At 48.8% G+C, this 23,198-nt stretch carries 24 protein-coding genes; 12 read left to right on the top strand and 12 right to left on the bottom strand.

Features of this window, described 5'->3' with window-relative positions:
• The first annotated feature begins 19 nt into the window (after nucleotides 1-19).
• From QUE64_RS03170 to QUE64_RS03140, 7 genes are read left to right on the top strand one after another with little or no spacing between them, the layout of a single operon-like run.
• Nucleotides 20-1,195, top strand: a complete 1,176-nt coding sequence (locus tag QUE64_RS03170; protein WP_286225882.1) for an MFS transporter — start codon at nucleotides 20-22, stop codon at nucleotides 1,193-1,195.
• Between the two features lie 9 nt (nucleotides 1,196-1,204).
• Entirely contained in the window at nucleotides 1,205-2,098 is an 894-nt protein-coding gene (locus QUE64_RS03165; RefSeq protein ID WP_286225881.1) for an NAD(P)-dependent oxidoreductase, read from the top strand.
• A gap of 6 nt (nucleotides 2,099-2,104) precedes the next feature.
• On the top strand, nucleotides 2,105-3,622 hold the full coding sequence (locus QUE64_RS03160) for an ArnT family glycosyltransferase (RefSeq protein WP_286225880.1): 1,518 nt from the start codon (nucleotides 2,105-2,107) through the stop codon (nucleotides 3,620-3,622).
• Entirely contained in the window at nucleotides 3,619-4,632 is a 1,014-nt protein-coding gene (locus tag QUE64_RS03155) for a lysylphosphatidylglycerol synthase transmembrane domain-containing protein (RefSeq protein WP_286225879.1), read from the top strand. Before QUE64_RS03160 ends, QUE64_RS03155 begins: the two co-directional genes overlap by 4 nt.
• A 46-nt stretch (nucleotides 4,633-4,678) precedes the next feature.
• Nucleotides 4,679-5,935 (top strand): glycosyltransferase family 9 protein, encoded by a 1,257-nt coding sequence (locus tag QUE64_RS03150; RefSeq protein WP_286225878.1) that lies wholly within the window; start codon nucleotides 4,679-4,681, stop codon nucleotides 5,933-5,935.
• Between the two features lie 8 nt (nucleotides 5,936-5,943).
• Nucleotides 5,944-6,717 carry a phosphatase PAP2 family protein gene (locus QUE64_RS03145; RefSeq protein WP_286225877.1) on the top strand — a complete coding sequence of 258 codons (774 nt, stop codon included), beginning with the start codon at nucleotides 5,944-5,946 and terminating at the stop codon, nucleotides 6,715-6,717.
• The gene (locus QUE64_RS03140) at nucleotides 6,710-7,573 is read left to right on the top strand and encodes a 23S rRNA (adenine(2030)-N(6))-methyltransferase RlmJ (RefSeq protein WP_286225876.1); all 864 of its coding nucleotides are present in this window, start codon (nucleotides 6,710-6,712) and stop codon (nucleotides 7,571-7,573) included. Before QUE64_RS03145 ends, QUE64_RS03140 begins: the two co-directional genes overlap by 8 nt.
• Here the strand turns inward: QUE64_RS03140 and QUE64_RS03135 are convergent.
• The 11 genes from QUE64_RS03135 to QUE64_RS03085 are packed head-to-tail and all read right to left on the bottom strand — an operon-like array spanning nucleotide 7,557 to nucleotide 16,111.
• Nucleotides 7,557-8,207, bottom strand: coding sequence for an SOUL family heme-binding protein (locus QUE64_RS03135; protein ID WP_286225875.1), 651 nt, complete (start codon nucleotides 8,205-8,207; stop codon nucleotides 7,557-7,559). The genes QUE64_RS03140 and QUE64_RS03135 overlap by 17 nt on opposite strands.
• A complete protein-coding gene (locus tag QUE64_RS03130) occupies nucleotides 8,201-9,145 on the bottom strand; it encodes an LD-carboxypeptidase (protein WP_286225873.1) in 945 nt (314 codons plus the stop codon). Before QUE64_RS03130 ends, QUE64_RS03135 begins: the two co-directional genes overlap by 7 nt.
• A complete protein-coding gene (tadA, locus tag QUE64_RS03125) occupies nucleotides 9,142-9,600 on the bottom strand; it encodes a tRNA adenosine(34) deaminase TadA (protein ID WP_286225872.1) in 459 nt (152 codons plus the stop codon). The genes QUE64_RS03130 and tadA overlap by 4 nt, the downstream gene beginning before the upstream one ends.
• Nucleotides 9,601-9,606: 6 nt before the next feature.
• Nucleotides 9,607-10,065: a 6-pyruvoyl trahydropterin synthase family protein gene (locus QUE64_RS03120; protein ID WP_286225871.1), complete on the bottom strand. Its 459-nt coding sequence runs from the start codon at nucleotides 10,063-10,065 to the stop codon at nucleotides 9,607-9,609.
• Nucleotides 10,065-10,718, bottom strand: coding sequence for a 7-carboxy-7-deazaguanine synthase (gene queE / locus QUE64_RS03115; RefSeq protein WP_286225870.1), 654 nt, complete (start codon nucleotides 10,716-10,718; stop codon nucleotides 10,065-10,067). The genes QUE64_RS03120 and queE overlap by 1 nt, the downstream gene beginning before the upstream one ends.
• Before the next feature lie 9 nt (nucleotides 10,719-10,727).
• Nucleotides 10,728-11,450 carry a hypothetical protein gene (locus QUE64_RS03110; protein ID WP_286225869.1) on the bottom strand — a complete coding sequence of 241 codons (723 nt, stop codon included), beginning with the start codon at nucleotides 11,448-11,450 and terminating at the stop codon, nucleotides 10,728-10,730.
• A 5-nt stretch (nucleotides 11,451-11,455) separates the two neighbouring features.
• Nucleotides 11,456-12,154, bottom strand: a complete 699-nt coding sequence (locus QUE64_RS03105; protein WP_286225868.1) for a hypothetical protein — start codon at nucleotides 12,152-12,154, stop codon at nucleotides 11,456-11,458.
• A gap of 22 nt (nucleotides 12,155-12,176) precedes the next feature.
• Entirely contained in the window at nucleotides 12,177-13,784 is a 1,608-nt protein-coding gene (gene guaA, locus QUE64_RS03100; RefSeq protein ID WP_286226155.1) for a glutamine-hydrolyzing GMP synthase, read from the bottom strand.
• A 19-nt stretch (nucleotides 13,785-13,803) separates the two neighbouring features.
• The gene (gene guaB / locus QUE64_RS03095; protein WP_286225867.1) at nucleotides 13,804-15,270 is read right to left on the bottom strand and encodes an IMP dehydrogenase; all 1,467 of its coding nucleotides are present in this window, start codon (nucleotides 15,268-15,270) and stop codon (nucleotides 13,804-13,806) included.
• A 54-nt stretch (nucleotides 15,271-15,324) separates the two neighbouring features.
• Nucleotides 15,325-15,687 carry an RnfH family protein gene (locus QUE64_RS03090; RefSeq protein WP_286225866.1) on the bottom strand — a complete coding sequence of 121 codons (363 nt, stop codon included), beginning with the start codon at nucleotides 15,685-15,687 and terminating at the stop codon, nucleotides 15,325-15,327.
• Nucleotides 15,677-16,111 carry a type II toxin-antitoxin system RatA family toxin gene (locus QUE64_RS03085; protein ID WP_286224351.1) on the bottom strand — a complete coding sequence of 145 codons (435 nt, stop codon included), beginning with the start codon at nucleotides 16,109-16,111 and terminating at the stop codon, nucleotides 15,677-15,679. Before QUE64_RS03085 ends, QUE64_RS03090 begins: the two co-directional genes overlap by 11 nt.
• A gap of 34 nt (nucleotides 16,112-16,145) precedes the next feature.
• Between QUE64_RS03085 and smpB the strand changes: the two genes are divergently transcribed.
• The 5 genes from smpB to QUE64_RS03060 all read left to right on the top strand — a co-directional run bounded on the left by smpB (nucleotide 16,146) and on the right by QUE64_RS03060 (nucleotide 20,739).
• Nucleotides 16,146-16,595, top strand: coding sequence for an SsrA-binding protein SmpB (gene smpB, locus QUE64_RS03080; RefSeq protein ID WP_286224350.1), 450 nt, complete (start codon nucleotides 16,146-16,148; stop codon nucleotides 16,593-16,595).
• A 91-nt stretch (nucleotides 16,596-16,686) separates the two neighbouring features.
• Nucleotides 16,687-18,099, top strand: a complete 1,413-nt coding sequence (locus QUE64_RS03075) for a circularly permuted type 2 ATP-grasp protein (protein ID WP_286225865.1) — start codon at nucleotides 16,687-16,689, stop codon at nucleotides 18,097-18,099.
• A gap of 3 nt (nucleotides 18,100-18,102) precedes the next feature.
• Nucleotides 18,103-19,080, top strand: a complete 978-nt coding sequence (locus tag QUE64_RS03070) for an alpha-E domain-containing protein (protein WP_286225863.1) — start codon at nucleotides 18,103-18,105, stop codon at nucleotides 19,078-19,080.
• Nucleotides 19,081-19,090: 10 nt separating this feature from the next.
• On the top strand, nucleotides 19,091-19,894 hold the full coding sequence (locus QUE64_RS03065; RefSeq protein WP_286225862.1) for a transglutaminase family protein: 804 nt from the start codon (nucleotides 19,091-19,093) through the stop codon (nucleotides 19,892-19,894).
• A 2-nt stretch (nucleotides 19,895-19,896) separates the two neighbouring features.
• Entirely contained in the window at nucleotides 19,897-20,739 is an 843-nt protein-coding gene (locus QUE64_RS03060) for a peptidase (protein ID WP_286225861.1), read from the top strand.
• 41 nt (nucleotides 20,740-20,780) lie between these two features.
• Here the strand turns inward: QUE64_RS03060 and ppsA are convergent, their stop codons facing one another.
• The gene (ppsA, locus tag QUE64_RS03055; RefSeq protein WP_286225860.1) at nucleotides 20,781-23,168 is read right to left on the bottom strand and encodes a phosphoenolpyruvate synthase; all 2,388 of its coding nucleotides are present in this window, start codon (nucleotides 23,166-23,168) and stop codon (nucleotides 20,781-20,783) included.
• Nucleotides 23,169-23,198: the final 30 nt, after the last annotated feature.

The raw sequence follows: 23,198 nt of genomic DNA, 5'->3' as shown, positions 1-23,198 counted from the left end.
GCTTTTATGACCATGCAGAATGAATAAAAATCTCTGGTTTCTGACCCTGGCACAGGGGCTTTATCTCACCAATAACGTTACCTTTATTGCCATTAATGGCCTAGTGGGTTTTGCGCTGGCACCCGAGCCTTGGTTAGCAACTCTGCCGGTGATGGCGTATGTGGTGGGCAGCGCCATGGCAACTACCCTCGTGGCTAGAGTTCAACAGCGCTTGGGTCGAAAGCGCTCCTTTCAGATTGCCTTACTCGTAGCCCTGTTTTCGTCGCTCTTGTGTGCTTTTGCGACCTTAGAGAAACAATTTTGGCTTTTAAATCTTGGAACAATCATTGCGGGGTTTTATAACGCCAATGCTCAACTCTATCGGTTTGCTGCCGCAGAACTTGCGGATAAAACAGCCAAAGAGAAAGCGATCTCATGGGTGTTGGCTGGAGGCATCTTGGGCGCTGTTTTAGGGCCCAATATGGCAAGCTGGACGCGCGATTGGTTCATGCAACCTTTTGCAGGCGCCTATATCACCTTAGCTGGTGTTGCGGTGATCGCATTCGCAGTGATTAGTCAGATTCGCTTTCCTGAAAAACGCGGGGATCCCAACCAAGAGCCCGGTCGCCCTCTCTCCGAAATCATGCGCCAGCCCTTATTTATTGTTTGCACTCTTACTGCCGCACTCGCCTACGGTGTAATGAACCTACTCATGGCGGCAACACCCTTAGCGATGGAAGCCTGTCAATTTAGTTTTGATAAAACCGCATGGGTTCTTGAGTGGCATGTGATTGGCATGTTTGCTCCTGGATTTTTTACTGGCGCCCTCATTAAGCGTATCGGCGTGATGTGGGTCTTGCGAATGGGAGTGGTACTCAACATCGCCTGCGTCATGATTGCTCTATCAGGCATTACTTTTTTCCATTTTTTGACTGCACTATTTTTACTGGGGGTGGGTTGGAACTTTCTATTTACGAGTAGTACCACCCTAGCCTTAGAGGCTTATCGCCCATCGGAGCGTGATAAGGCTCAAGGTGCCATTAATTTCTTTGTGTTTCTAGCCACCGCTTTGTCTGCATTGAGCTCCGGCGTTCTAATCACGACGCAAGGCTGGACCCTCCTTAATTTAGGATCAATTGTTCCGCTCACAATCATTGGCCTTGCCCTGATCTGGCTTGGGGTTCAGCGCAAACCTGTGCGAGCCCAGCCCCTTTAAAATAGGCCCATGAACTCTAGAACAACATCCTTGCCAGCTATTGGTTTTATTGGCACTGGCATCATGGGCAAGAGCATGGCTTCGCACCTATTAAAGGCGGGCTATCCATTGCATCTTTTTAACCGCTCTCCCGAGAAGGCGGCGGCATTACTTGAGCAAGGAGCGATTTGGCATTCTTCTCCAAAAGAATTGGCTGCTCAGTGCGATGTGGTGATCACCATCATTGGCTATCCCAAAGACGTTGAAGAGGTTTATTTAGGAACGAATGGTATTTTGGCTGGCGCAAAGCCAAACTGCATTGCCATTGATATGACCACCTCTAGTCCAGCATTGGCTGTGCGAATTGCAAAACTCGCTCGTGAACGCCAAGTCTTTGTTCTAGATGCACCGGTATCCGGTGGTGATATTGGCGCACGCGATGCGCGTCTTTCCATCATGGTTGGTGGTGATCCAAGTGCTTATGAATGTGCTTTACCAATCTTGCAATGCATGGGCAATAACATTGCGCTACTAGGTCCTGCTGGATCCGGTCAGCATGCCAAACTCTGCAATCAAATTGTGATTGCATCGACCATCATGGGAGTTTGCGAGGGTATTCGCTATGCCCAAGCGGCGGGGCTTGATGCCTCGGCGGTCCTCAAAGTGATTGGTAGTGGCGCAGCAGGCGGCACCCAGCTCAATGTGCAAGGGCCGCGCATGATTAAAGGCGACTTTGCCCCAGGATTTATGGCTGAGCACTTTATGAAAGACATTGGTCTTGCAGTTGAATCTGCAGAGCAGATGGGACTTCATTTACCTGGCTTGGAGCAAGCAAAGCGTCTCTACCAACTAATGCTCGATGACGGGATGGCACGCGATGGCTATCACGCTCTTTACCAACTTTACATAGCTAACAAAGTCTGACGTTCTATGTCGACGCTAATTACCAAGCAAACACCCTATGCTTGGGCATTTATTCTGATTGCGCTCGGCACAATTATTCATTTGGCATTGGGCTTTACGACTGAGCTATCGGTTGATGAGGCGCATTATGCCCTCTATGCAGATCGTCTTGCATGGAGTTATTTTGATCACCCGCCGCTGGTGGGCTGGATACAGTGGCCGCTAGTCGCAATTGATGCGCCCGATGGCATTTTGCGACTCATTCCGATTGTGCTGTGGATTATCTCCTGCGCGCTGGTCTATCAGATTGCCGAGCAACTCTGGAATCTTTATCACCCACAATCAGAGACGCAATCGTTCTCACGTGCGGGATTATTTGCCGTTGCAGTGATTGTTTTTGCCCCCCTACCGCATGTACTAGCTGTTGGGCTGGTACCTGACTCCCTATTAACGCCTCTTGCCCTCGGTATTTTGTGGATGGCCCTGCGGTGGATTGTGCAAGATGGGCAATATCGTTTTAGCCAATGGATTCTATTGGGGGTGTTGTTTGGATTGGCTGGATTGAGTAAATACACAGCTATTTTATATGCACTGGCATTTAGCGTTGCTTGCTTGACCGTCCCACGGTGGAGCGTCTTGCGGGAGCCAGGGTTTTACATTGCCATCCTGATTGCACTGCTTCTCATTAGTCCTGTTCTTCTGTGGAATGCCGCCCATGACTGGATCTCATTTCGATATCAAATTGATCATGGCGCCGGTGGTGAATGGAAATGGCGCCGAGTGGCCACTTTTATTGGAATCCAAATCGGCGTGTTTGGATTTCTACCCTTACTGGGCTCGTGGAGTATGCTGCGCTCGTCACCAGCCCAGCCTTCCAAAAAGCTGGTGGTGTTATTTATTTTCTTTGCGCTCCCCTTTGCAGTATTTGCTATCTTGTCCGGAGGTGGCGGCTTGCCGCACTGGACCACACCTGCTTGGTTTTGCTTAGCCCCTTTAGCGGGCGTTGGGCTTGCACTTTGGTGGGAGCAAGGCAAGCGTTGGTTGATTAGTTTATTTTTGGCAATCCAAGGGACGCTGGTTGTCGTCGGACTAACACTCGTAATGACCGCCGGCTATCCAGTTGCTAATCAAATGAAATCGAATCCGCTAGCTGATTTATATGGTTGGCGTTCCGCATCCACACTTGCTAATCTTTTGGTGAAAGAACTCAAGGCAAGTGGTATTGCAGTCCAGAACTGGACCTTGGCAAGCCGAGTCGCTTGGTATGCCAGACCAACCTCTGTTTTTGTATTGGATGATCGATTTGATCAATTTGATCTATGGTTTGGGTCACTGCCCGAGGGATCGAATGTTATTTTGCTCAATTGGTCGCAAATGTCCTTTAAGCCTCCGGTGGGGGAAGGTCAATTTCGGACCTGTCGCCCCTTGGATCGACTGAGCATCGGCCATATGGGTGAAGCACTTAGCCAATTTGAGCTCAGTTACTGCCAGGGTTGGGGCGGAAAGGCAAACCCGCAGCGAGAGGCATTATCCTTACGCCCATGAGCGCCTCATGGAAAACCGTACTAAAGAAGAGTTGGCCCACGATTCGGATTGTTCTATCGATTGCATTGCTGTGGAAAGCGACGAGCGGTATTGATTGGAAAACCCTTTTTGAATCCGAGTTGCAACTAGAAGCCCAATGGCTAGTTGCTGGTGCGCTGTGCATTACTGCCGCCTTTGTATGCGGTGGCCTACGTTGGGGATTATTCATGCGACGCGCAGGATTTCAGGGGAGTCTAATGGGATACATTGGACTGTATTTCTCGGGGGGATTAATTAATCAGGGCTTACCGAGCACTTTAGGTGGTGATAGTTACCGAGCCATTGCCGGTACGCACTTAACTCCTAGCGGCCAGCTCAGCCAACAACAAGAGCTTACAAAAGAGCTTTCTCATGCTGAAGACATTGCTAAGCAGAACCCAAAATTACGGCTAGGCTTTGCAATGACCCTTCTGGATCGCGTGGTCGGCCTCATGGGCAATAACATTTTGGGTGGGATTGGTTTGGTATTGGGTGGGGCTACCCTAGCCTCCTGGGGAACTGAATTAGGCTATTGGGTCTTGGCACTGATGCTGGGGGGCGGCGTTGTATTAGCCTTTGCGCTGACCTATCAACCATTAATGACCATGATTCGTTCGCTCTTAGCACGCTTTTCTTTGGATCATGCCTTATCTGGAATTCGGTTTGCCTTTGCGTGGCCAACGAATATTGGGCAAGCTATTTTTGCGGTAGGCATTCATTGTTTTAATATTCTGGCGCTTGGCTTTTGCTTAAAAGCCTATGGAGCGGATGTTCCCACCGAAGCTCTTATGATCGGTTTACCAGCCTTGAGTTTGCTATTAATGCTGCCCATTAGTATTTCTGGTTGGGGTTTGCGTGAGGCCACCTTGGCATCAGTGTTGGCCCTCTGGGGCGTGAGCCCATCATTGACTGTTTTAGGGTCAATTAGTTATGGGGCCATTACCCTGTTATGTGTTCTTCCAGGCGCCTATCAACTACTAAAACGGAAGTAGGCCCCGCTCAGCATAAAATACAGTCTTCGACTGTTAGGAAAATAGAATGGCAATCAGCGTTAACGCAATGCGAACCATTGATCACTGGGTGGGTGTCCCGCTTTGCGCTCTTGCCAGTCCGATTGTGGCTTTATTCGATTTGATTGCAAAACCATTCAGAAAATCAGGCCCGCCTAAGCGACTCCTATTTATTGAACTCTCTGAGATGGGTAGTGCAATTTTGGTGGATCCTGCCATGCGTAAAGCACAAGCAAATGGCGCGGAGATTTACTTCTTAATCTTTAAAAGCAATGCGGCGAGCTTGGGTTTACTCAACACTGTAAACCCCAAACATATTTTTACGATTGACTCCTCCAGTCTTTGGAAGTTGGCACTTGATACCTTTGGATTTTTAGTCAAAGCCCGCATTCATCGCATTGATACCGTAATTGATTTAGAACTCTTCTCGCGCTTTACTGCCCTATTAACGGGTTTATGCGGCGCAAGACGGCGGGTCGGGTACGATATTTTTCATGGTGAAGGTTTATGGCGTGGCACCATGCTCACACGCAAGGTGCATTACAACCCCCATATTCATATTGCCAAGAATTTTATTTCTTTGGTATACGCTGCATTTGCTGAGCGGGAAGAGTTGCCATTTAGCAAAATTGCGATTACCGATGATGAAATTCGTCTCGCTCAGGCGGTCATCGATCCTAGTGTCAAACAAAACTTGCAGATCCGGATTGAGAATTTAGCTCAGCAAGCTCTCATTCCATTCAAAGTGGGCCAGCAGCGCATCATTTTGATTAATCCAAATGCTAGTGATTTATTACCTCAACGGCGTTGGGCTCCTGAACGCTTCTCCGAACTCATTATGGCAGTTCATCAGCGCTATCCCGAAGACTTAATCCTAATTACCGGATCACCTGCAGAGCATACCTATGTTGAGGGTGTACGCTTGGCAGCCAACGTCAAGCGCGCTCTGAATTTTGCTGGCCATGTTCGTTTCTCTGAACTCCCTGCTCTCTATACGCTTGCGCATGCGATGGTGACCAATGATTCGGGTCCTGGGCATTTCTCATCCGTTACTGCCTTGCATACGGTGGTGTTATTTGGACCAGAGACTCCGGCTCTATACGGTTCGCTCGGTAACTCCATTCCGATCACTGCCAACCTCGCCTGCTCACCGTGCGTCAGTGCAGCCAACCATCGCAAGACACCGTGTCAAGATAATGTGTGCATGAAATCCATTTCGGTGTCCCAGGTGATGGAGCAATTAGCTGTGCAAATTACTGCGGCTGATCGCGCCCGCGCGTCATAAAGATGCCCATGTCACTGGGTCGTGCCTGGGCAGTTCCACTTTTGCCACTCATCCTTTGGCTCACCTTGGTATTGAGTGGGCACGAAGTTGAACTCTTTTTGTGGATGAATCAAGCTGCTCAAGTCCTACCAAACTGGGTGTGGGCGTGGTTTACATTCTTAGGCAATGGTTGGGGAGTGTTTGCCTTATGCTTTCCCCTGCTCATCATTGCTCCTCGGCAGCTCTGTGCCGCTCTGCTCGCTGGCGGCTTTGCAGCCATCCTTAGTCTCATCTTAAAACCCTTGATTAATTTACCCAGACCTGCAGGCGTATTAGCAGAGAACAGTTTTACGATTTTGGGTAACCCCTTACTTCAACATGCGCTCCCTTCTGGTCATACTCTCACGGTGTTCTCGGTAGCAAGCGCCTTATTTTTTTCCACCAGTCCAGCACGTCGTAATTTATTGCTTGTGTTATTTGTGATTGCTACTCTGACCGGTATATCACGCAGTGCCGTTGGTGCCCACTGGCCGGGGGATATTTTGGTGGGATCCGCACTCGGTATCTGGTGTGGGCTGATTGCTAGTCGCCTCATGAATCATGTGAAGTATCAATACCTTACCCCAACTAGCCTCATTCCTCGGATCATTGCAGTAGCGGGGATCTTGGAGCTCTATATTTTGCAAACTACGGTTTTGGATTTTCCGCACAACCAACTTTTACAACACCTCGGTAGCGCGCTTGTCCTCATCACACTGCTGGTGTTTGTAATGCGCCAAAATAAACCGCAGTCCAATGTTTAGTTATCGCCACGCATTTCATGCGGGTAATCATGCCGATGTTTTAAAACACTTAGTGCTGATACATAGCGCGCAATACCTGCAAGAAAAAGATGGGGCAGTAATGTTTATTGATACCCATGCGGGTGCAGGTATCTATTCACTGCGCGATGGTTATGCGGTAATTAGCCAAGAATCCCAAGGCGGAATCGATCGTCTATGGGCAAGCCCGGAGTTTGATAACTCAGACTTTAAGCCTTATCGAGAGGTGATTGTAGATTGCAATCCCAAAGGGGCGCTAGATGTCTATCCTGGCTCTCCATTGATCATGGCGCATCTCCTACGCTCTCAAGATCGCCTTCGATTGTTTGAGCTTCACCCAAGTGATATTGGTGTTTTACAAACCAATATTGCAAGCCTAGATAAGCGCTCCCAGATTGAAGTACGCCAACACGATGGTTTCACATGCCTAAAGTCTCTGCTACCCCCACCAAGCCGTCGGGGTTTGATCCTCATGGATCCATCGTATGAGCTCAAATCTGATTACCGAGCAGTCGAAACCAGCTTACATGAGGCCTTAGACCGATTTGCAACCGGTACTTATCTGATTTGGTATCCCGTCTTACAGCGCCCAGAGTCCAAACAACTCATCAAACGTTTACGTACTTTATCTGAGCAATTCCAACGCCCATGGCTAAGAGCCGAGTTACGTATCGCTCATTCGGTTGGTGAAAAGCGACTTCAAGCGAGTGGGGTATGGGTGATGAATCCGGTTTGGACCTTGGCGCCCTTTCTAGAAAGAGCCCTACCAATCTTACAAAGGGTCTTGGGCGAGGATACGGGCGCAAGGTTTGACTTAGAAACTAGTAGTCCAGCATAACCTCATTGCGTCGCAGAAAAGGAATGCTCCAAGGTGGGTTGTAACGCGCCAATTGTGGCTCACCCAATGGGGTTAGATTCTTCGATTTCATCCAAGCCCTGAGTTCTGCAGTCTTTTCTTGCGTCTTTTCTTCCGAATTAAACCCGGTAAAACTGATAACGGCCTTCCGCTGCACCGGAATCTCCTTGAGCTTAACTTCAGGGCTTAGCGGTGTTGGCAAGGTAGCTAAGGTGTACTGACTAGGCATCACAAAGAACATCCGCCATTGATTGGGTCCCGCTTGGTTTTCCATCGTAACTGGTGCGGTCATGGCAATCTTCTCACTGGCAGGCTCCATGGTGACTGGAACGGTCATTGCAATCTTTTCATTTGATTTTGCATCGTTCGATAGATTGGCTTTGCTTTGATTTTTACCAAAAATATATCCAGCGATTAAGCGAAACCCCTTGCTTCCCGCATCACTCATATCCCCATCCACAGTAACCTCGGCGATGATCATGGGCGCATATTGGCGTAACTCAAATGGAGCAGCGCTTTCAATTACAGTGTATTTTGGTTCTTCGAGTGCCATGAGTGGTGTGGATACCAAAAAAATCAGGCTGGAGATAATTGCTTGCAGTGCACGTTTTACCATTTTCCTTCCAATACAAATCCTTTTAAGCTCGCTTGTAGGTTGACATGGGCACCAACAGGTAGGGTTAATTTATCGGTCACATGACCAAATGGCAGCCCCGTAAGAATCGGGATCTTCTTTGGCAAACCCTCCCGAATGTATCGAATCGCACTATCTAATTGATAGCCACGATCGACTTCGTACAAGCGGTATTGATTAAAGTGTCCCAAAATGATGGCCTGCTGACTGGCAAGCACCCCGGCTTCATGAAGCTGCAAGAGCATTCGCTCAATGCGATAGGGATGCTCATTCACGTCTTCAAGAAATAGAATCCCACCCTGAATCTGCTTCGTACTTGGAAAATAGGCGGTTCCTAGCAAGGTAGTGAGAATACTGAGATTACCGCCCCACAACATCCCCTGAATGTTTTGGGAGAGATCAACTTCACCGGCAAAGTGCTGAAGATCGGGCACTGCCACACTCATGCGGCGCGACTGAATCGCGGTTTGAAAGTGACGCCAGGTAAAAGCACTTGGAGTTTGTGGCTCACCATACTCGTTCAGTGGCCCAAAATCATAATTGAGCATGGGTCCAGCTAGACTCATCGCCCCAGTTTTAGCAAGTAACCCCAAATGAAATCCTGTGAAATCGCTATGCCCACAAATTTGCAACCCCTGTTTGACTGAAATTGCTATCTCTTTCCAGGCAATTGCATCAAGCAAGCGATGAAGTCCATAACCACCCCGAACCGCCATGACGACCTCGTTGGGATCAACTGTAGGAATCGCATTCATCTCCGCTAAGCGCTCGTGATCGGTACCTGCAAAACGCTCATGCACACGCTCAGTACAGGCCGCGTTATGCACCACAACGCCCTGCTCTTTGAGCCAGCGTAAACCGGCTTCTGGACTACGCATATCAGGACTTGCGCCAGACGGAGCAATTAAATGAATCTTCATGAACGTCGTTGTTTAAAAAACTCTCTTAATAGATTGCCACATTCATCCGCCAGCACACCGCCCTCAATGTCTGTTTGATGATTAATCGCTTTCAGGTCAAAGAGGTTGGCGACGCTACCAGCCATTCCTGTTTTAGGATCGGCCGCACCAAACACCACACGTTTCACTCTAGCATGAAGAATGGCTCCACAGCACATTGCGCAGGGTTCCAATGTCACGTACAGGGTTGATTGCGGAATTCGGTAGTTTTCAAGGGATTTTGCCGCCTCCCGAATTGCCATCATCTCAGCATGGGCACTGGGATCATGTAAGCCAATTGGCTGGTTATAACCATGACCAATCACTTGATCATCAAACACGAGGACTGCACCCACCGGAACCTCATTACACGCCGCAGCCTTTTGAGCTTGCAGGATGGCAAGACGCATAAACGATTCGTCTTGTGGCGATACCATTAGTCCTTAAGCCATTCGAACAGGATAATCAGCCCAGCAATTGGGGGTCTCATAGAGCCGCACACTAGAAAGGGAAAGTTTTCCTTGGGTCTCGGCTGCAAAAATTGGTGCTAAACGATCAAAAGCAAACTTAACCAGGTTCTCAACTGTAGGCACATCATCCAATACGACGGTTTTATGGTTAGGCAGGCTTTTGAGGAAGTTCAGTAGCAAGGTGTCCTGCTTGGCAACCAAAAATGCATGATCCCAGGGCTCCACCAAATGGGTCAATGCAATGCGTTTGATATCACCAAAGTCAATCACCATACCGTCATCTGCCTGCCCGCGACTTTCATGGACAGGACCTTCAACGGTTAACTCGATTGCATAGCGATGGCCGTGCAAGTGGCGGCATTGCCCACCATGATTGGGAATGCGATGGCCCGCATCAAATTCGAGGCGGCGAGTTATCGTAAGTTGCTGCATTACCGAATTCCAATCATCTTGTGGGTTTGCACACTTAAGCGCCATAGTGGATACTTTTGGCACAGTTGGATCGCAAAGGCCATATTGTCGCTTAGATTTGGTCCATCCATCGCCTGGATATAACGGTGGCGAAAGTCCATTGCCTCAAAGCGATGCAAAACGGATTCAATTGGTTGATGCCCTGCTTGCGGAACGACCAACTTAATTTCATGAGCCTGCTTCACAATGAGATCAGCCCCAGCCTTAGGGCTTAAGCAAACCCAGTCAATCCCTTTGGGAACCGCAATCGTTCCATTCGTTTCAATTGCGATCTCAAACTGCTTGGCATGCAAGGCTTTAATTAAAGGTTCATCGAGCTGTAATAAAGGCTCTCCACCGGTCATCACTACATAGCGATAAAGTCGCGTTCCCATGGAGTCAATCCAAGCATTTTCAATCGCCTGCGCAAGCTCCTCCGGGCTTACGAACTTACCGCCCCCAATGCCGTCGGTTCCGACAAAATCCGTGTCACAGAACTGGCAAATAGCAGATGAACGATCTTCCTCACGCCCAGACCACAGATTGCAACCCGCAAATCGGCAAAATACAGCGGCCCGCCCAGCCTGAGCTCCCTCACCTTGCAAAGTTGCAAAAATTTCTTTAACGGAATACATAAACCGGACTTACTTCCAAGAAATTAGTTCCCAGCGTAGATAGTCCTCCTTGATAGACTGGGACCAGCCGACCATCCCCAGCCAGAGATACTCACCAAAACTCTCACGCACCACCCAGCGTCCAATTTGTGGGACAAACCAAACTTGATCACGTCGATTATTGACGTAGCGCATGAAGTCGTCGCTCTCAAAATAATCTGCGGTGTTCACATAATAGAGAGCATCAAACTCACCAGCCTGAGTTTTAATTCGATTCCAAGCATTTGCTTGAATGGTTAAGCCCCAGTAAAAATCATTATCTGGAAATCCAACTACCTGATAGCGAGTCCGATAAAACCCAGACCAGCCAGGCTTCATTTCTTGTGGCCAGAGTGGAACAGCTTTAGTAAATCGTTGCGGTGGGGTCCAGTGGGGATCTTGCAAAATCATTCCCCAAGGCTCTTGAATCTCATCGGGTAACTTACCCAGTTTTTTACCCTCTCTGGCAATTTGTACTTTTGGGCTCACTGAGACCACGGTCTCGGTCAAAATATCAACCAACTCGCCATTAAAAATATTGCGAACTTCATAGACCCACTGCTGACCTACCGCTGGTGCTCGAACCAAGTGGATTGATTGAGGGGGTGCAATCTCAGTCTTTGGGATATGCGATACCGAACCCAGGCATGCGGTCAATAACAAGCTAGCCATCACAGTGGCTACGCTTCGCCAAGAAAGGTATTTAAATAGCATACGGGTTACTTCCAAGAACGCAATTGCCAGGCTGTGCTGTTCTCGAGTAATACCGCACCAATTTGGCCCTGGATTTGATAGGAACCAGAGGATTCGCGTGCGACCCAACGACCAATCTCTGGAGCAAACCAAATGATTTCATGGCGAATGCAATCCAGTTTATTAGCATCATCACTCTGAAAATTAATCAGGTTCTGATAGCGCAAACAGGTGAACTCTCCTGCCGGGACCTTGAGCTTTTCCCAGCCAGCGCAATACATATACTGCTGCCAACCAAATGAGTTATCTGAATAACCTGCAATCGAGTAGCGCGTTGTAAATTGTTTACTCCAGTTAGCCTGCATTTGCTCTGGCCAAAGAGGAATCGGGGGGCCATAGTTCAAGATTCGGCCCCAATGCGGATCCGTTGCAATCATTCCCCATGACGATTGAATCTCACTTGGAAGCGTTGCACCATCTTGATTGCTACGGGAGATCGTGACTCCTGGCCCGACAATTTCAACACGCTCGGTCACCACATCGAGTAACTTACTTGAGAATGTATCGAACTGCAGATAAGTCCACTCCTGGCCCAATTGGGGTGAGCGCACACTGGGGATTTTTTTGGGAGCGGCTACCGGAATTCCGCGGTCAAAGGTAGCGGTTGCGCAACCTAAGGGAGCTAAAGCAGCTGAACTAATGACCAGACGACGCAGGGGGTTCATACAAACTCCTAAAGACAAATAGCTATTCCCACTCGATTGTGGAGGGTGGCTTCCCACTGATGTCAAAGACCACACGATTGATACCGCGCACTTCATTAATGATGCGATTCGATACTTTGCCAAGCAGTTCGTGTGGCAGATGTGCCCAATGCGCAGTCATAAAGTCTTGGGTTTGGACTGCGCGCAGTGCAACGACGTATTCATAGGTACGTCCATCGCCCATGACCCCAACCGATTTCACGGGCAAAAAGACTGCAAATGCCTGACTCGTCAATGCGTACCAGGATTGCTGGGTGCTGGGGTCAATCGTATTACGAAGCTCTTCGATAAAGATGGCATCCGCTCTGCGCAAAAGATCGGCAAATTCGGATTTAACCTCTCCCAAAATTCGGACACCCAGCCCCGGACCCGGAAAGGGATGGCGATCGACCATCTCTTTTGGCAAACCTAGCTCAACGCCCAAGGCTCGCACTTCATCTTTAAATAACTCTCGTAATGGCTCAAGAAGTTTGAGGTGCATATCCTCAGGCAATCCACCAACATTGTGATGGCTCTTAATGGTGTGGGCACTATTTTTACCCTGACCTGCTGACTCAATGACATCCGGATAAATCGTACCCTGGGCAAGCCACTTGGCATTTTTGATCTTGCCAGACTCGCGCTGAAATACCTCCACAAACTCTTTACCGATGATTTTGCGCTTTTGCTCCGGATCGGTCACACCCTTTAACTGGGACAGGAACTCATGCGAGGCGTCCACATGAATCACCTTGACCCCTAAGTTCCGGGCAAACATATCCATCACCATCTTGCCTTCATGAAGGCGCAGCAAGCCATGATCGACAAATACGCACGTTAGTTGAGGTCCAATGGCTCGATGAATCAGGGCTGCAGCCACGCTGGAGTCCACGCCGCCCGACAGACCCAAAATAACTTCATCACTACCGACCTGCTCCTTGATCTTCGCTACTGCTTCAGCAATGTAGTCACCCATCACCCAATCAGCTCGGCATTGGCAAATGTCATGTACAAAACGATTTAAGATCTCTTTGCCCTTTAAGGTGTGAGTTACCTCAGGATGAAATTGCAGGCCGTAGAAATGTTTTTCTTCATTGGCCATTCCTGCAATCGGGCAGGATGGCGTCGAGGCCATTAACTTAAACCCTGGAGGTAGCTCAGTAACTGAGTCGCCATGACTCATCCATACTTTGAGAATTCCATGTCCCTCGGCGGTGCGATGGTCCTCAATGCCATTTAGCAAATCCGTATGGCCCCGGGCACGCACCTCGGCATACCCAAACTCACGTGCTTTTCCCAAAGACTCGGCTGAAGCAACCCGACCGCCCAATTGGGTGGCCATCGTTTGCATGCCGTAACAAATACCTAGAACTGGAACATTAAGTTGGAAAACAATTTCGGGGGCCCTAGGACTATTGGGCTCCGTCACTGAACTTGGTCCACCCGAAAGAATGATTCCTTTGCAGCGACGCTCTTGAACAAATGTTTTGATTCGTTCCGGATCCGAGTCATACGGCCAGATCTCAGAATAGACTTTTGACTCCCGCACACGGCGGGCGATCAATTGGGTAACTTGCGAACCAAAATCCAGAATCAGAATCGTATCGTGCACAGTTTTGCCCAAGCGACTCTTAGTCAATGTGATAGTTAGGGGCTTCCTTCGTGATCTTCACATCATGGACGTGCGACTCTCGTACGCCTGCAGAAGTAATCTCCACAAAACTGGCCTTCTCATGTAATTCCGCAATGGTTTTGCAACCACAATAGCCCATCGACGAACGAATACCACCACTCAGTTGATGCAAGATACTCAGGACACTTCCTTTGTAAGGCACCTGCCCCTCAATCCCCTCGGGGACTAATTTCTCGGCATTGGCTGCGCTGATATCTTCCTGGAAGTAGCGATCAGCAGCACCATCGGCCATGGCGCCTAATGAACCCATGCCACGATAACTCTTATAGGATCGTCCTTGATATAAAAAGACCTCACCAGGGGCTTCTTCCGTCCCAGCAAACATGCCACCCATCATGACGCTATTGGCACCCGCAGCAAGGGCTTTTGCAACATCTCCTGAGTAGCGCACACCGCCGTCTGCAATTAATGGAATACCGCTTCCCTTAAGCGCATTGGCAACATTCACCACGGCCGTAATTTGTGGAACCCCGACGCCCGCCACGATGCGAGTGGTGCAAATCGAGCCCGGACCAATGCCGACTTTTACACCATCAGCACCATGGTCTGCGAGTGCTTTCGCAGCCTCGCCAGTCGCTATATTGCCGCCAATCACTTGAACCTGAGGGTAGTGCTTCTTGACCCATTTCACACGATCGAGAACGCCTTGACTATGGCCATGTGCGGTATCGACCACAATCACATCAACACCGGCCTTCACCAGCAGCTCAACACGTTCATCGTTATCCGGGCCCACACCGACGGCAGCGCCAACGCGCAACTTACCCTCACCATCTTTAGCAGCATTGGGATGCTCGGTCGCCTTCAGAATATCCTTAACGGTCACTAAGCCGCGTAACTCGAAGGCATCGTTCACAACGAGTACGCGCTCTAAGCGATGCTTACTCATTAAGCGCTTGGCCTCCTCAAGGCTTGCGCCCTCCTTCACGGTGATAAGACGCTCACGTGGGGTCATCTTGGTCTTCACGCTTGCATCTAAATCCTCTTCGAACCGAAGATCGCGGTTGGTGATGATGCCAACTACGGTTTTTCCTTGCAGCACGGGGAATCCTGAAAAGCCATGCTCCCTCGATAGAGCAATCACCTGACGCACGGTCATTTCTGGAGGAATGGTGATGGGATCCCGCAGGACCCCCGACTCAAAACGTTTTACTTTAGCCACTTCTTTAGCCTGCTCGGCAGGCTTGAGATTTTTGTGGATGATTCCGATACCACCCTCACTTGCCATGGCAATCGCGAGCCTACCCTCAGTGACCGTATCCATCGCGGCCGATACCAAGGGAATATTGATCGTAATATCGCGAGTTAACTGGGTGACCAAACTGGTGTCACGAGGAAGGACGGCCGAGTAGGCCGGCACAAGGAGCACGTCATCAAAGGTCAGTGCTTTTTGTATGAGTCGCATGCAAAACCCCTAGTCGCAAAATCCGATTATAAAGGTTCTGGGTCGAGGACTCCTTTAAGGTCTCGGTTTCGCAGCTTGCCGGCGCATGGCTTTGGCCTTTAAAAGGCTATCTTTATCGCGATTGGCCTTCTTTCGTCTGGCTAATTTAGGGTCAATGCGTAATGGTGCATAGAGCTCTAAACGGTCGCCGGCATATAGCGGGCTACTCCAATCCTTGCGCTTACCAAATACCCCATAGCAGCCCTTACGGCTAATCACTGGATCATCTTGATCTTTGGCAATGCCCAAGCTTTGAAGCGCCCAACCCACCGTGGGCTTTGTAACACCCTTTAACGGAAGATGATGAATTTGAAGTAATGGCGGATCCTGGCGCGCATCGCATAAAAGTATTTCCATGGTCTGCGCTTTAGTGGCCATAGAGTTGCTCCGCACGCTTTACAAAGCAATCCACAAAGGTGCTGGCGATGTAGGAGAACACCGGGCCTATGATCTTATCCAAGATGGCACTTTTGAACTCCCAGTGCAAATTGAACTCAATCTTGCATGCATCATCGCGCAAGGGAATGAAGCGCCACTGGCCAGTGAACTTTTTAAATGGACCATCAACAAATTGCATATCAATCGAATCAGGGCGATGGTTGGCATTTCGCGTATGAAAGAATTGCTCAATCCCTTTAAAGTGGATCTTAATTTTGGCATCGAGAACCGTTTCGGTTTGCTCATAAATATCCACACCGCCGCACCAGGGTAAAAACTCTGGATAGCGCGCAACATCCGTTACTAGGCTGTACATGCGGTCAGCGGATTGACCAATCAAAACCGTCTTATTGACGTCTGCCATAATGAAACCGTGGAACCTATAAAAACTCTAAACCATGAGTATCGTCGATAACAAAAAAGCCTTCTTTGATTATTTTATTGAAGAACGCTATGAAGCGGGCCTTGTCCTCGAAGGGTGGGAGGTTAAGGCAATTCGTGCTGGTCGTGCGCAAATTAAGGAAGCGTATGTCGTAGTGCGTAATGCTGAAATTTATTTGATTGGTTCTCACATCAGTCCACTCTCCTCGACATCGACTCATATTCATGCCGACCCCACCCGAACCCGCAAGCTCCTCTTAAATGAGAGCGAGATTCGGAAACTCATCGGCAAAGTTGAGCAGCGAGGCTATACCTTGGTCCCGCTCAATTTGCACTTCTCAAAGGGTCGAGTTAAATGTGAAATTGGGCTTGCCCGCGGAAAGAAACAACACGATAAGCGCGAGGCAAGTAAAGAGCGTGACTGGGAGCGAGAAAAAGCCAGAATCGTGCGCGGTCAACTCTCATAATCCTGTTTCTTGCACCATTTAGGTGCATATTTGCACCAAGCCATGCCAATTTACGGATGATTTGTCATTCCGGCGTAATACCGTAAAGACTATGAAAACCCCGTTTGACGAAATGTTTGATGTGCATGGTGCGGCTAGACCCCACTACGCCATCTTTCAGCAATGGCTAACTGAGCAAAGTGATGCTCTGATGGCCCTTAAACGGGCTGAGGCCGATCTCATCTTTCGTCGGGTTGGCATCACCTTTGCAGTCTATGGTGATGATTTGGGGACTGAGCGCACTATTCCATTTGACCAAGTCCCACGGATATTCACAGCAGAAGAATGGTCGACGCTTGAAGCAGGACTTCGGCAACGCGTGACCGCACTCAATCACTTTATTCATGATGTCTATCACGACGAAGCAATCATTAAAGCTGGGATTATTCCCGGGGAGCAGATTTTTAATAATGCTCAATATCGACCGGAAATGCGCCATATCGATGTACCGCGGAATATTTATGCTCAAATCGCCGGGATTGATATTGTGCGTGCAGGCGCAGGTGAGTTTTATGTCCTAGAGGACAATCTGCGCGTACCATCTGGCGTGTCCTATATGGTTGAGGATCGCAAAATGATGATGCGCCTCTTTCCCGATCTATTCCAACGCTATCGAGTTGCCCCCGTGGAGCACTACCCCGACCTTCTATTGGAATGCCTCAAATCCGTTAAGCCAGAGGGAGTAAAAAAACCAAATGTAGTTGTTCTCACCCCAGGCATGTTTAACTCGGCCTACTTTGAACATACTTACCTTGCTCAACAGATGGGTGTCGAACTGGTCGAAGGTAAGGACCTGTTTGTCAAAGATGAAGAAGTGTTCATGCGAACCACCCAAGGGCCTCAGCGGGTCGATGTAATCTATCGACGCATTGATGACGACTTTTTAGATCCCTTAGCATTTCGATCCGATTCTGCTTTAGGCGTAGCCGGCTTACTCAATGCCTATCGTGCGGGCAATATCACTCTAGCCAACGCGATTGGCACTGGAATTGCGGACGATAAATCCATTTATCCGTATGTGCCGCAAATGATTGAGTTCTACTTAGGTGAAAAGCCGATTCTTAACAATGTACCGACTTATCAATGCCGCAAGGCCGAAGATCTGGCTTACAGCTTGGCTCATCTTGATGAGCTGGTCGTCAAAGAAACTCATGGCGCTGGTGGCTATGGCATGCTGGTAGGTCCAGCATCCACCAAAGAGGAAATTGAGCGCTTTCGAGCGAACTTAATTCAACATCCCGATCAATATATTGCTCAACCGACGCTATCTCTATCAACCTGTCCAACCTTTGTTGAGTCTGGAATTGCCCCGCGCCATATTGATCTACGACCTTTTGTGCTCTCTGGCAAAACCATCAAGATGGTTCCGGGAGGGTTAACCCGCGTTGCCCTCAAGGAGGGTTCTTTGGTGGTGAACTCTTCACAAGGTGGTGGCACCAAAGATACTTGGGTACTGGAGGATTAGTCCATGTTAAGCCGTACCGCCGATTGCCTCTACTGGATGGCTCGCTATACCGAGCGGGCTGAGAATACCGCGCGTATGCTCGATGTGAACTATCAAACCTCTTTGCTGCCGCAGCCCTCTGAATACCGAGACCAAAGTTGGCGTAAGTTACTCACCATCTCTAAACTAGAACCGGCGTTCCTAGCGAGCCACTCCCAGATGAACCAGGAATCCATTTTGCGGTTCATGATCGCTGATGCGAATAATCCATCGAGTATCGTGTCTTGCTTGCGCGCCGCCCGTGAAAACGCGCGAGCGATTCGTGGACGGATTACATCTGAGCTGTGGGAAACCCAAAACACCACCTGGCTTGAGTTAACGCAATTACTTACCAAACAGGATTATGCTGATCCCAGTAGCCTTCTAGACTGGGTTAAATATCGCTGCCACCTCTCCCGGGGGGTCATGCATGGCACGATGCTGAAAAATGAGGCCTATTACTTCATGCGCATTGGCACCTTACTAGAGCGCGCCGATAATACTGCTCGCATCCTAGAAACCAAGTACCAAGATCCAGCAAGCTTGCGCCAATTAAAACCTATTCAAGATGTCCATGAAGAGGCGGATTCAGCATTCTTTGATTTCTATCACTGGGCCGCCCTGTTGCGATCTGTATCTGCTTTTGAGATCTACCGCCAAATTTACTCAGACCAAATTACCCCGCAAAAGGCAGCAGAACTCCTAATCTTTAATCAACAAATGCCCCGTTCACTACGCTATTGCGTGGGTGATTTAATTATGCTGCTGGGTGAAATTCGGAATCAGAATTCCAAAGAGATTGAACGTCTTATCGGCAAACTCCAAGCTGACCTTGATTACTCTGATATCAACGAAGTCTTTCATATGGGTCTTGAAGAGTTCACGAAGCAGTTCTTAAAACGAATTAATCACATCGGTGACGAGCTCAGTAATGCATACCTCATCCCCCTTGCCGTTGCCTAAGATGAAACCTATGCACTTACAAATTGAGCACCATACCGAATACCAATACGACAATCCAGTTCGCTATTCGATTCAGGAGTTAAGACTAAGCCCACTAGATAACAAAGGGCAAACGATTGTAAAGTGGCAAATTCAGTCGCCCGTCAAAGCCAAGTCCACTCAAGACACTTTTGGTAATACCTGCCAAACATTAGTACTCGACGCGCCCTATAAATCAATGAGCATTACTGCCAAAGGAGAAGTCAAGAGCCATGGATGCTATGAGTACCGGGATGATACCCATGCCGTGTCCCCGTACTATCTTCTACAGCCATCCAGCCTCACACAAATATCAGAACCAATGCAATCGTATTTTGAATCGGCACTTCCTAATAAACGTGACATTGATTCTGTTTTGGCTCTAGCCGATGCGATTCGTGCCGGCATTCGTTATCAAGCAGGTGTCACGACCTTTGCAACGACAGCAGCTCAATCATTTGCGATGCAGACTGGGGTCTGCCAAGATCATAGTCACATCATGCTAAGTCTATGTCGGTTTGCCAATATTCCAGCGCGCTATGTTAGCGGCTACTTCTTTGCCGAAGAATCTCCAAACCTAGCAAGTCATGCCTGGGTAGATGTTTGTTTGGATGCAGATCAAGGTCGCTGGATCAGTATTGATGTAACCCATGCCTGCCTGACGGATCAACGGCATATTCGCTTGGCCATTGGAAGGGATTATTATTCAGCTGCACCCATCAAAGGAATCCGTTCCGGTGGTGGCCAAGAGGAGCTACGGGCTCGCATTGCCATACAACAAGTGAAAGTGCTGTAACCATGACCTATTGCGTTGCCCTTTGCCTCGATGAAGGCCTAGTCTTCTTAGCCGATACTCGAACGAATGCGGGAGTTGACCAAATCGGTACCTTTCGTAAGATGGCCCTCTTTCATCAAGACCGAGAGCGTTTTTTTGTTCTCATGAGCTCGGGTAACTTAGCCATTACCCAAGCAGTCAAAGAAATTCTGCTCCAAGGTGAAATGTTCGATGGCATCAATCTTTGGAATGCCAAAAGCTGTCATGAGGCAGCGACGGTGGTTGGTTCTGCAGTCAAGAAAGTAAGAGAGCGCGATTTTGAGGATCTGCAAAAGTCAGGAATTGAGTTCAATTGCAACTTAATTTTTGGTGGACAAATCCAGGGTGAGAAACCTCGTTTATTTAATATTTACGCTGCCGGTAACTTCATTGAAACTACACCGGAGACTCCGTACTTTCAAATTGGAGAATCCAAATACGGTAAACCCATTCTCGATCGGGTGATTCGTTTTAATACCCCGCTTAATTTAGCGACCAAATGTGTCCTGATCTCGATGGACTCGACTATTAAAAGTAATATTTCCGTTGGCTTACCGCTCGATCTCTTGGTCTATGAGAAAGACTCTTTCAATTTAGATAGATTAATCACGATTGATGAAGATAATCCCTACTTCGAAATGATGCATCGAATTTGGGGTGAGAAACTAAAAGAAGTGGCACTCAGCATTCCAGAACCCAGTTGGAATGGCTCTAAGAAAAGTATTTCGATTCTATCGCCGTCAAAGAAGCTGGGCAGCGTACCTGTCCATAAACCCAAAGGCAAATCTTCAAGCCAAGTAAAACGACTAAAAAGGGTAAAAAAATAAGGCGGGTCTTGCCCGCCTTATTGGTCTTGTTGGACAGGAACTTACGATCCGTTCTTGGCCAAAAACTCCCAGGTTTGTACAACACTGTCTGGGTTGAGTGAGATTGAGGTGATTCCTTTTTTGACCAGCCACTTGGCAAAGTCTGGATGATCAGACGGGCCCTGTCCACAAATACCGACATACTTACCTTGTTTGACGCAGGCATCAATCGAGCGCTCGATCATGAACTCCACCGCCGGATCGCGTTCATCGAAATCAATCGCTAAGAGCTCCATGCCAGAGTCGCGATCAAGCCCCAAGGTTAACTGGGTCATATCGTTTGAACCAATCGAGAAGCCATCAAAATACTCCAAGAATTGATCGGCCAGAATGGCATTTGATGGAATCTCGCACATCATGATCAATTTCAGGCCATTCACTCCACGTTGCAGACCAAACTTAGCCATCATGTCAATCACGCGCTTTGCCTGGGCAATCGTGCGCACAAACGGCACCATGATCTCAACATTATCTAAGCCCATTTCCTCGCGTACCCGCTTCATCGCCGCGCATTCAAGAGCAAAGGCCTCCCCGAAATCCTCCGACACATACCGCGATGCCCCCCGAAAACCGAGCATGGGATTCTCTTCATCTGGCTCGTAACGAGACCCACCAATCAACTTCTTATACTCGTTGGACTTAAAGTCTGAAAGGCGCACAATCACTGGCTTGGGATAGAAAGCCGCGGCAATCGTGGCCACACCTTCAACCAATTTATCCTCATAAAATGCTCGTGGACTTGAATAGCCACGCGCTACACTCTCCACTGCTCGCTTTAGATCAGCGTCAATATTGGGGTACTCCAACACTGCGCGGGGATGCACGCCAATGTAATTGTTGATAATGAATTCCAGACGAGCTAGGCCAACCCCTGCATTCGGCAGTTGGCAGAAATCAAACGCTAATTGAGGGTTGCCGATGTTCATGGTGATCTTGACTGGTATGTCTGGCAGAACCCCACGCTTTACCTCAGTAACCTCGGTTTCAATCAGACCGTCATAAATGCGTCCTTCATCACCCTCGGCGCACGAAACAGTAACAACCGCACCATCTTGTAAGACATCGGTTGCATTACTACAGCCCACAACTGCAGGGACCCCCAACTCGCGCGCAATAATCGCGGCATGGCAGGTTCTGCCACCTCGATTGGTAACAATTGCTGAGGCCCGCTTCATGACGGGCTCCCAATTTGGGTCGGTCATATCAGCCACCAAAACATCACCAGGCTGAACCCGATCCATTTCGCTGGCGTCCCTAATCACACGTACCGGACCGCCTCCAATTTTTTGACCAATGGCTCGGCCGGTTGTAATGACTTTTGAATTTCCCTTTAAGCGATAGCGAAGTTCCACTTGATCTGCCGCTTGGCTCTTCACGGTCTCTGGACGGGCTTGAAGGATGTAGATCTTGCCATCCACACCGTCTTTGCCCCATTCGATATCCATGGGTCGACCATAGTGCTTCTCGATAATGACCGCATACTTGGCAAGCTCAGTAACATCTTCATCGCTAATTGAGAAACGATTGCGCTCTTCAGGACCTACCTCAACAGTTTGTACACGCTCTGTGGAACCTTGGGGAGCAAATTGCATCTGAATTAATTTCGATCCTAACGACTTCCGGATAATCGCTTTTTTACCTTTTGCAAGAGTCTCTTTGAAAACATAAAACTCATCGGGATTAACTGCACCCTGCACGACGGTCTCGCCCAAGCCATAGCTTGAGGTAATAAAAACCACTCCTGGAAAGCCAGACTCTGTATCGAGAGTGAACATCACGCCTGCCGCTCCAAGGTCTGAGCGCACCATACGCTGCACACCCGCAGAAAGAGCCACATCTGCATGGGCAAATCCTTTGTGGACACGGTAGGAAATCGCACGATCGTTATACAGGGATGCAAACACCTCACGGATCTTTTTTAATACATCATCAATACCCGATACGTTCAAAAAGGTTTCTTGCTGACCTGCAAATGAAGCGTCAGGTAGGTCCTCAGCCGTTGCCGAAGAGCGGACCGCAAACGATCCTTTGCCGGATGCATCGAGTTTTTGAAAAGCTGCTCGTATTTCGGCCTCTAACTGAGGTTGAAAAGCAGCTCCTTCGATCCACGAACGAATCTGCGCACCCGCTTCTGCCAAAGCACGAACGTCATCAACATTGAGCTTAGCAAGCCGCTCCGAAATCTTTTGATCCAGTTGATTGTGTTTTAAAAAATCCCGAAATGCGATGGATGTGGTGGCAAAACCGGTTGGCACACGGACCCCTGCAGATGCCAATTGTGAAATCATTTCACCCAGTGAGGAATTTTTACCGCCTACCGACTCAACATCGCCGACACGCAGCTCCTCAAAAGGCAAAACATAGGCGTTTTGCTTATTTTGCATAGACATAAAGACTCTCGTAAAGTTAAAAAACTGGCT

Source organism: Polynucleobacter sp. HIN7 (genome assembly GCF_030297595.1).
Lineage (GTDB): Bacteria > Pseudomonadota > Gammaproteobacteria > Burkholderiales > Burkholderiaceae > Polynucleobacter.
This window is presented reverse-complemented; position numbering and strand designations above follow the sequence as displayed.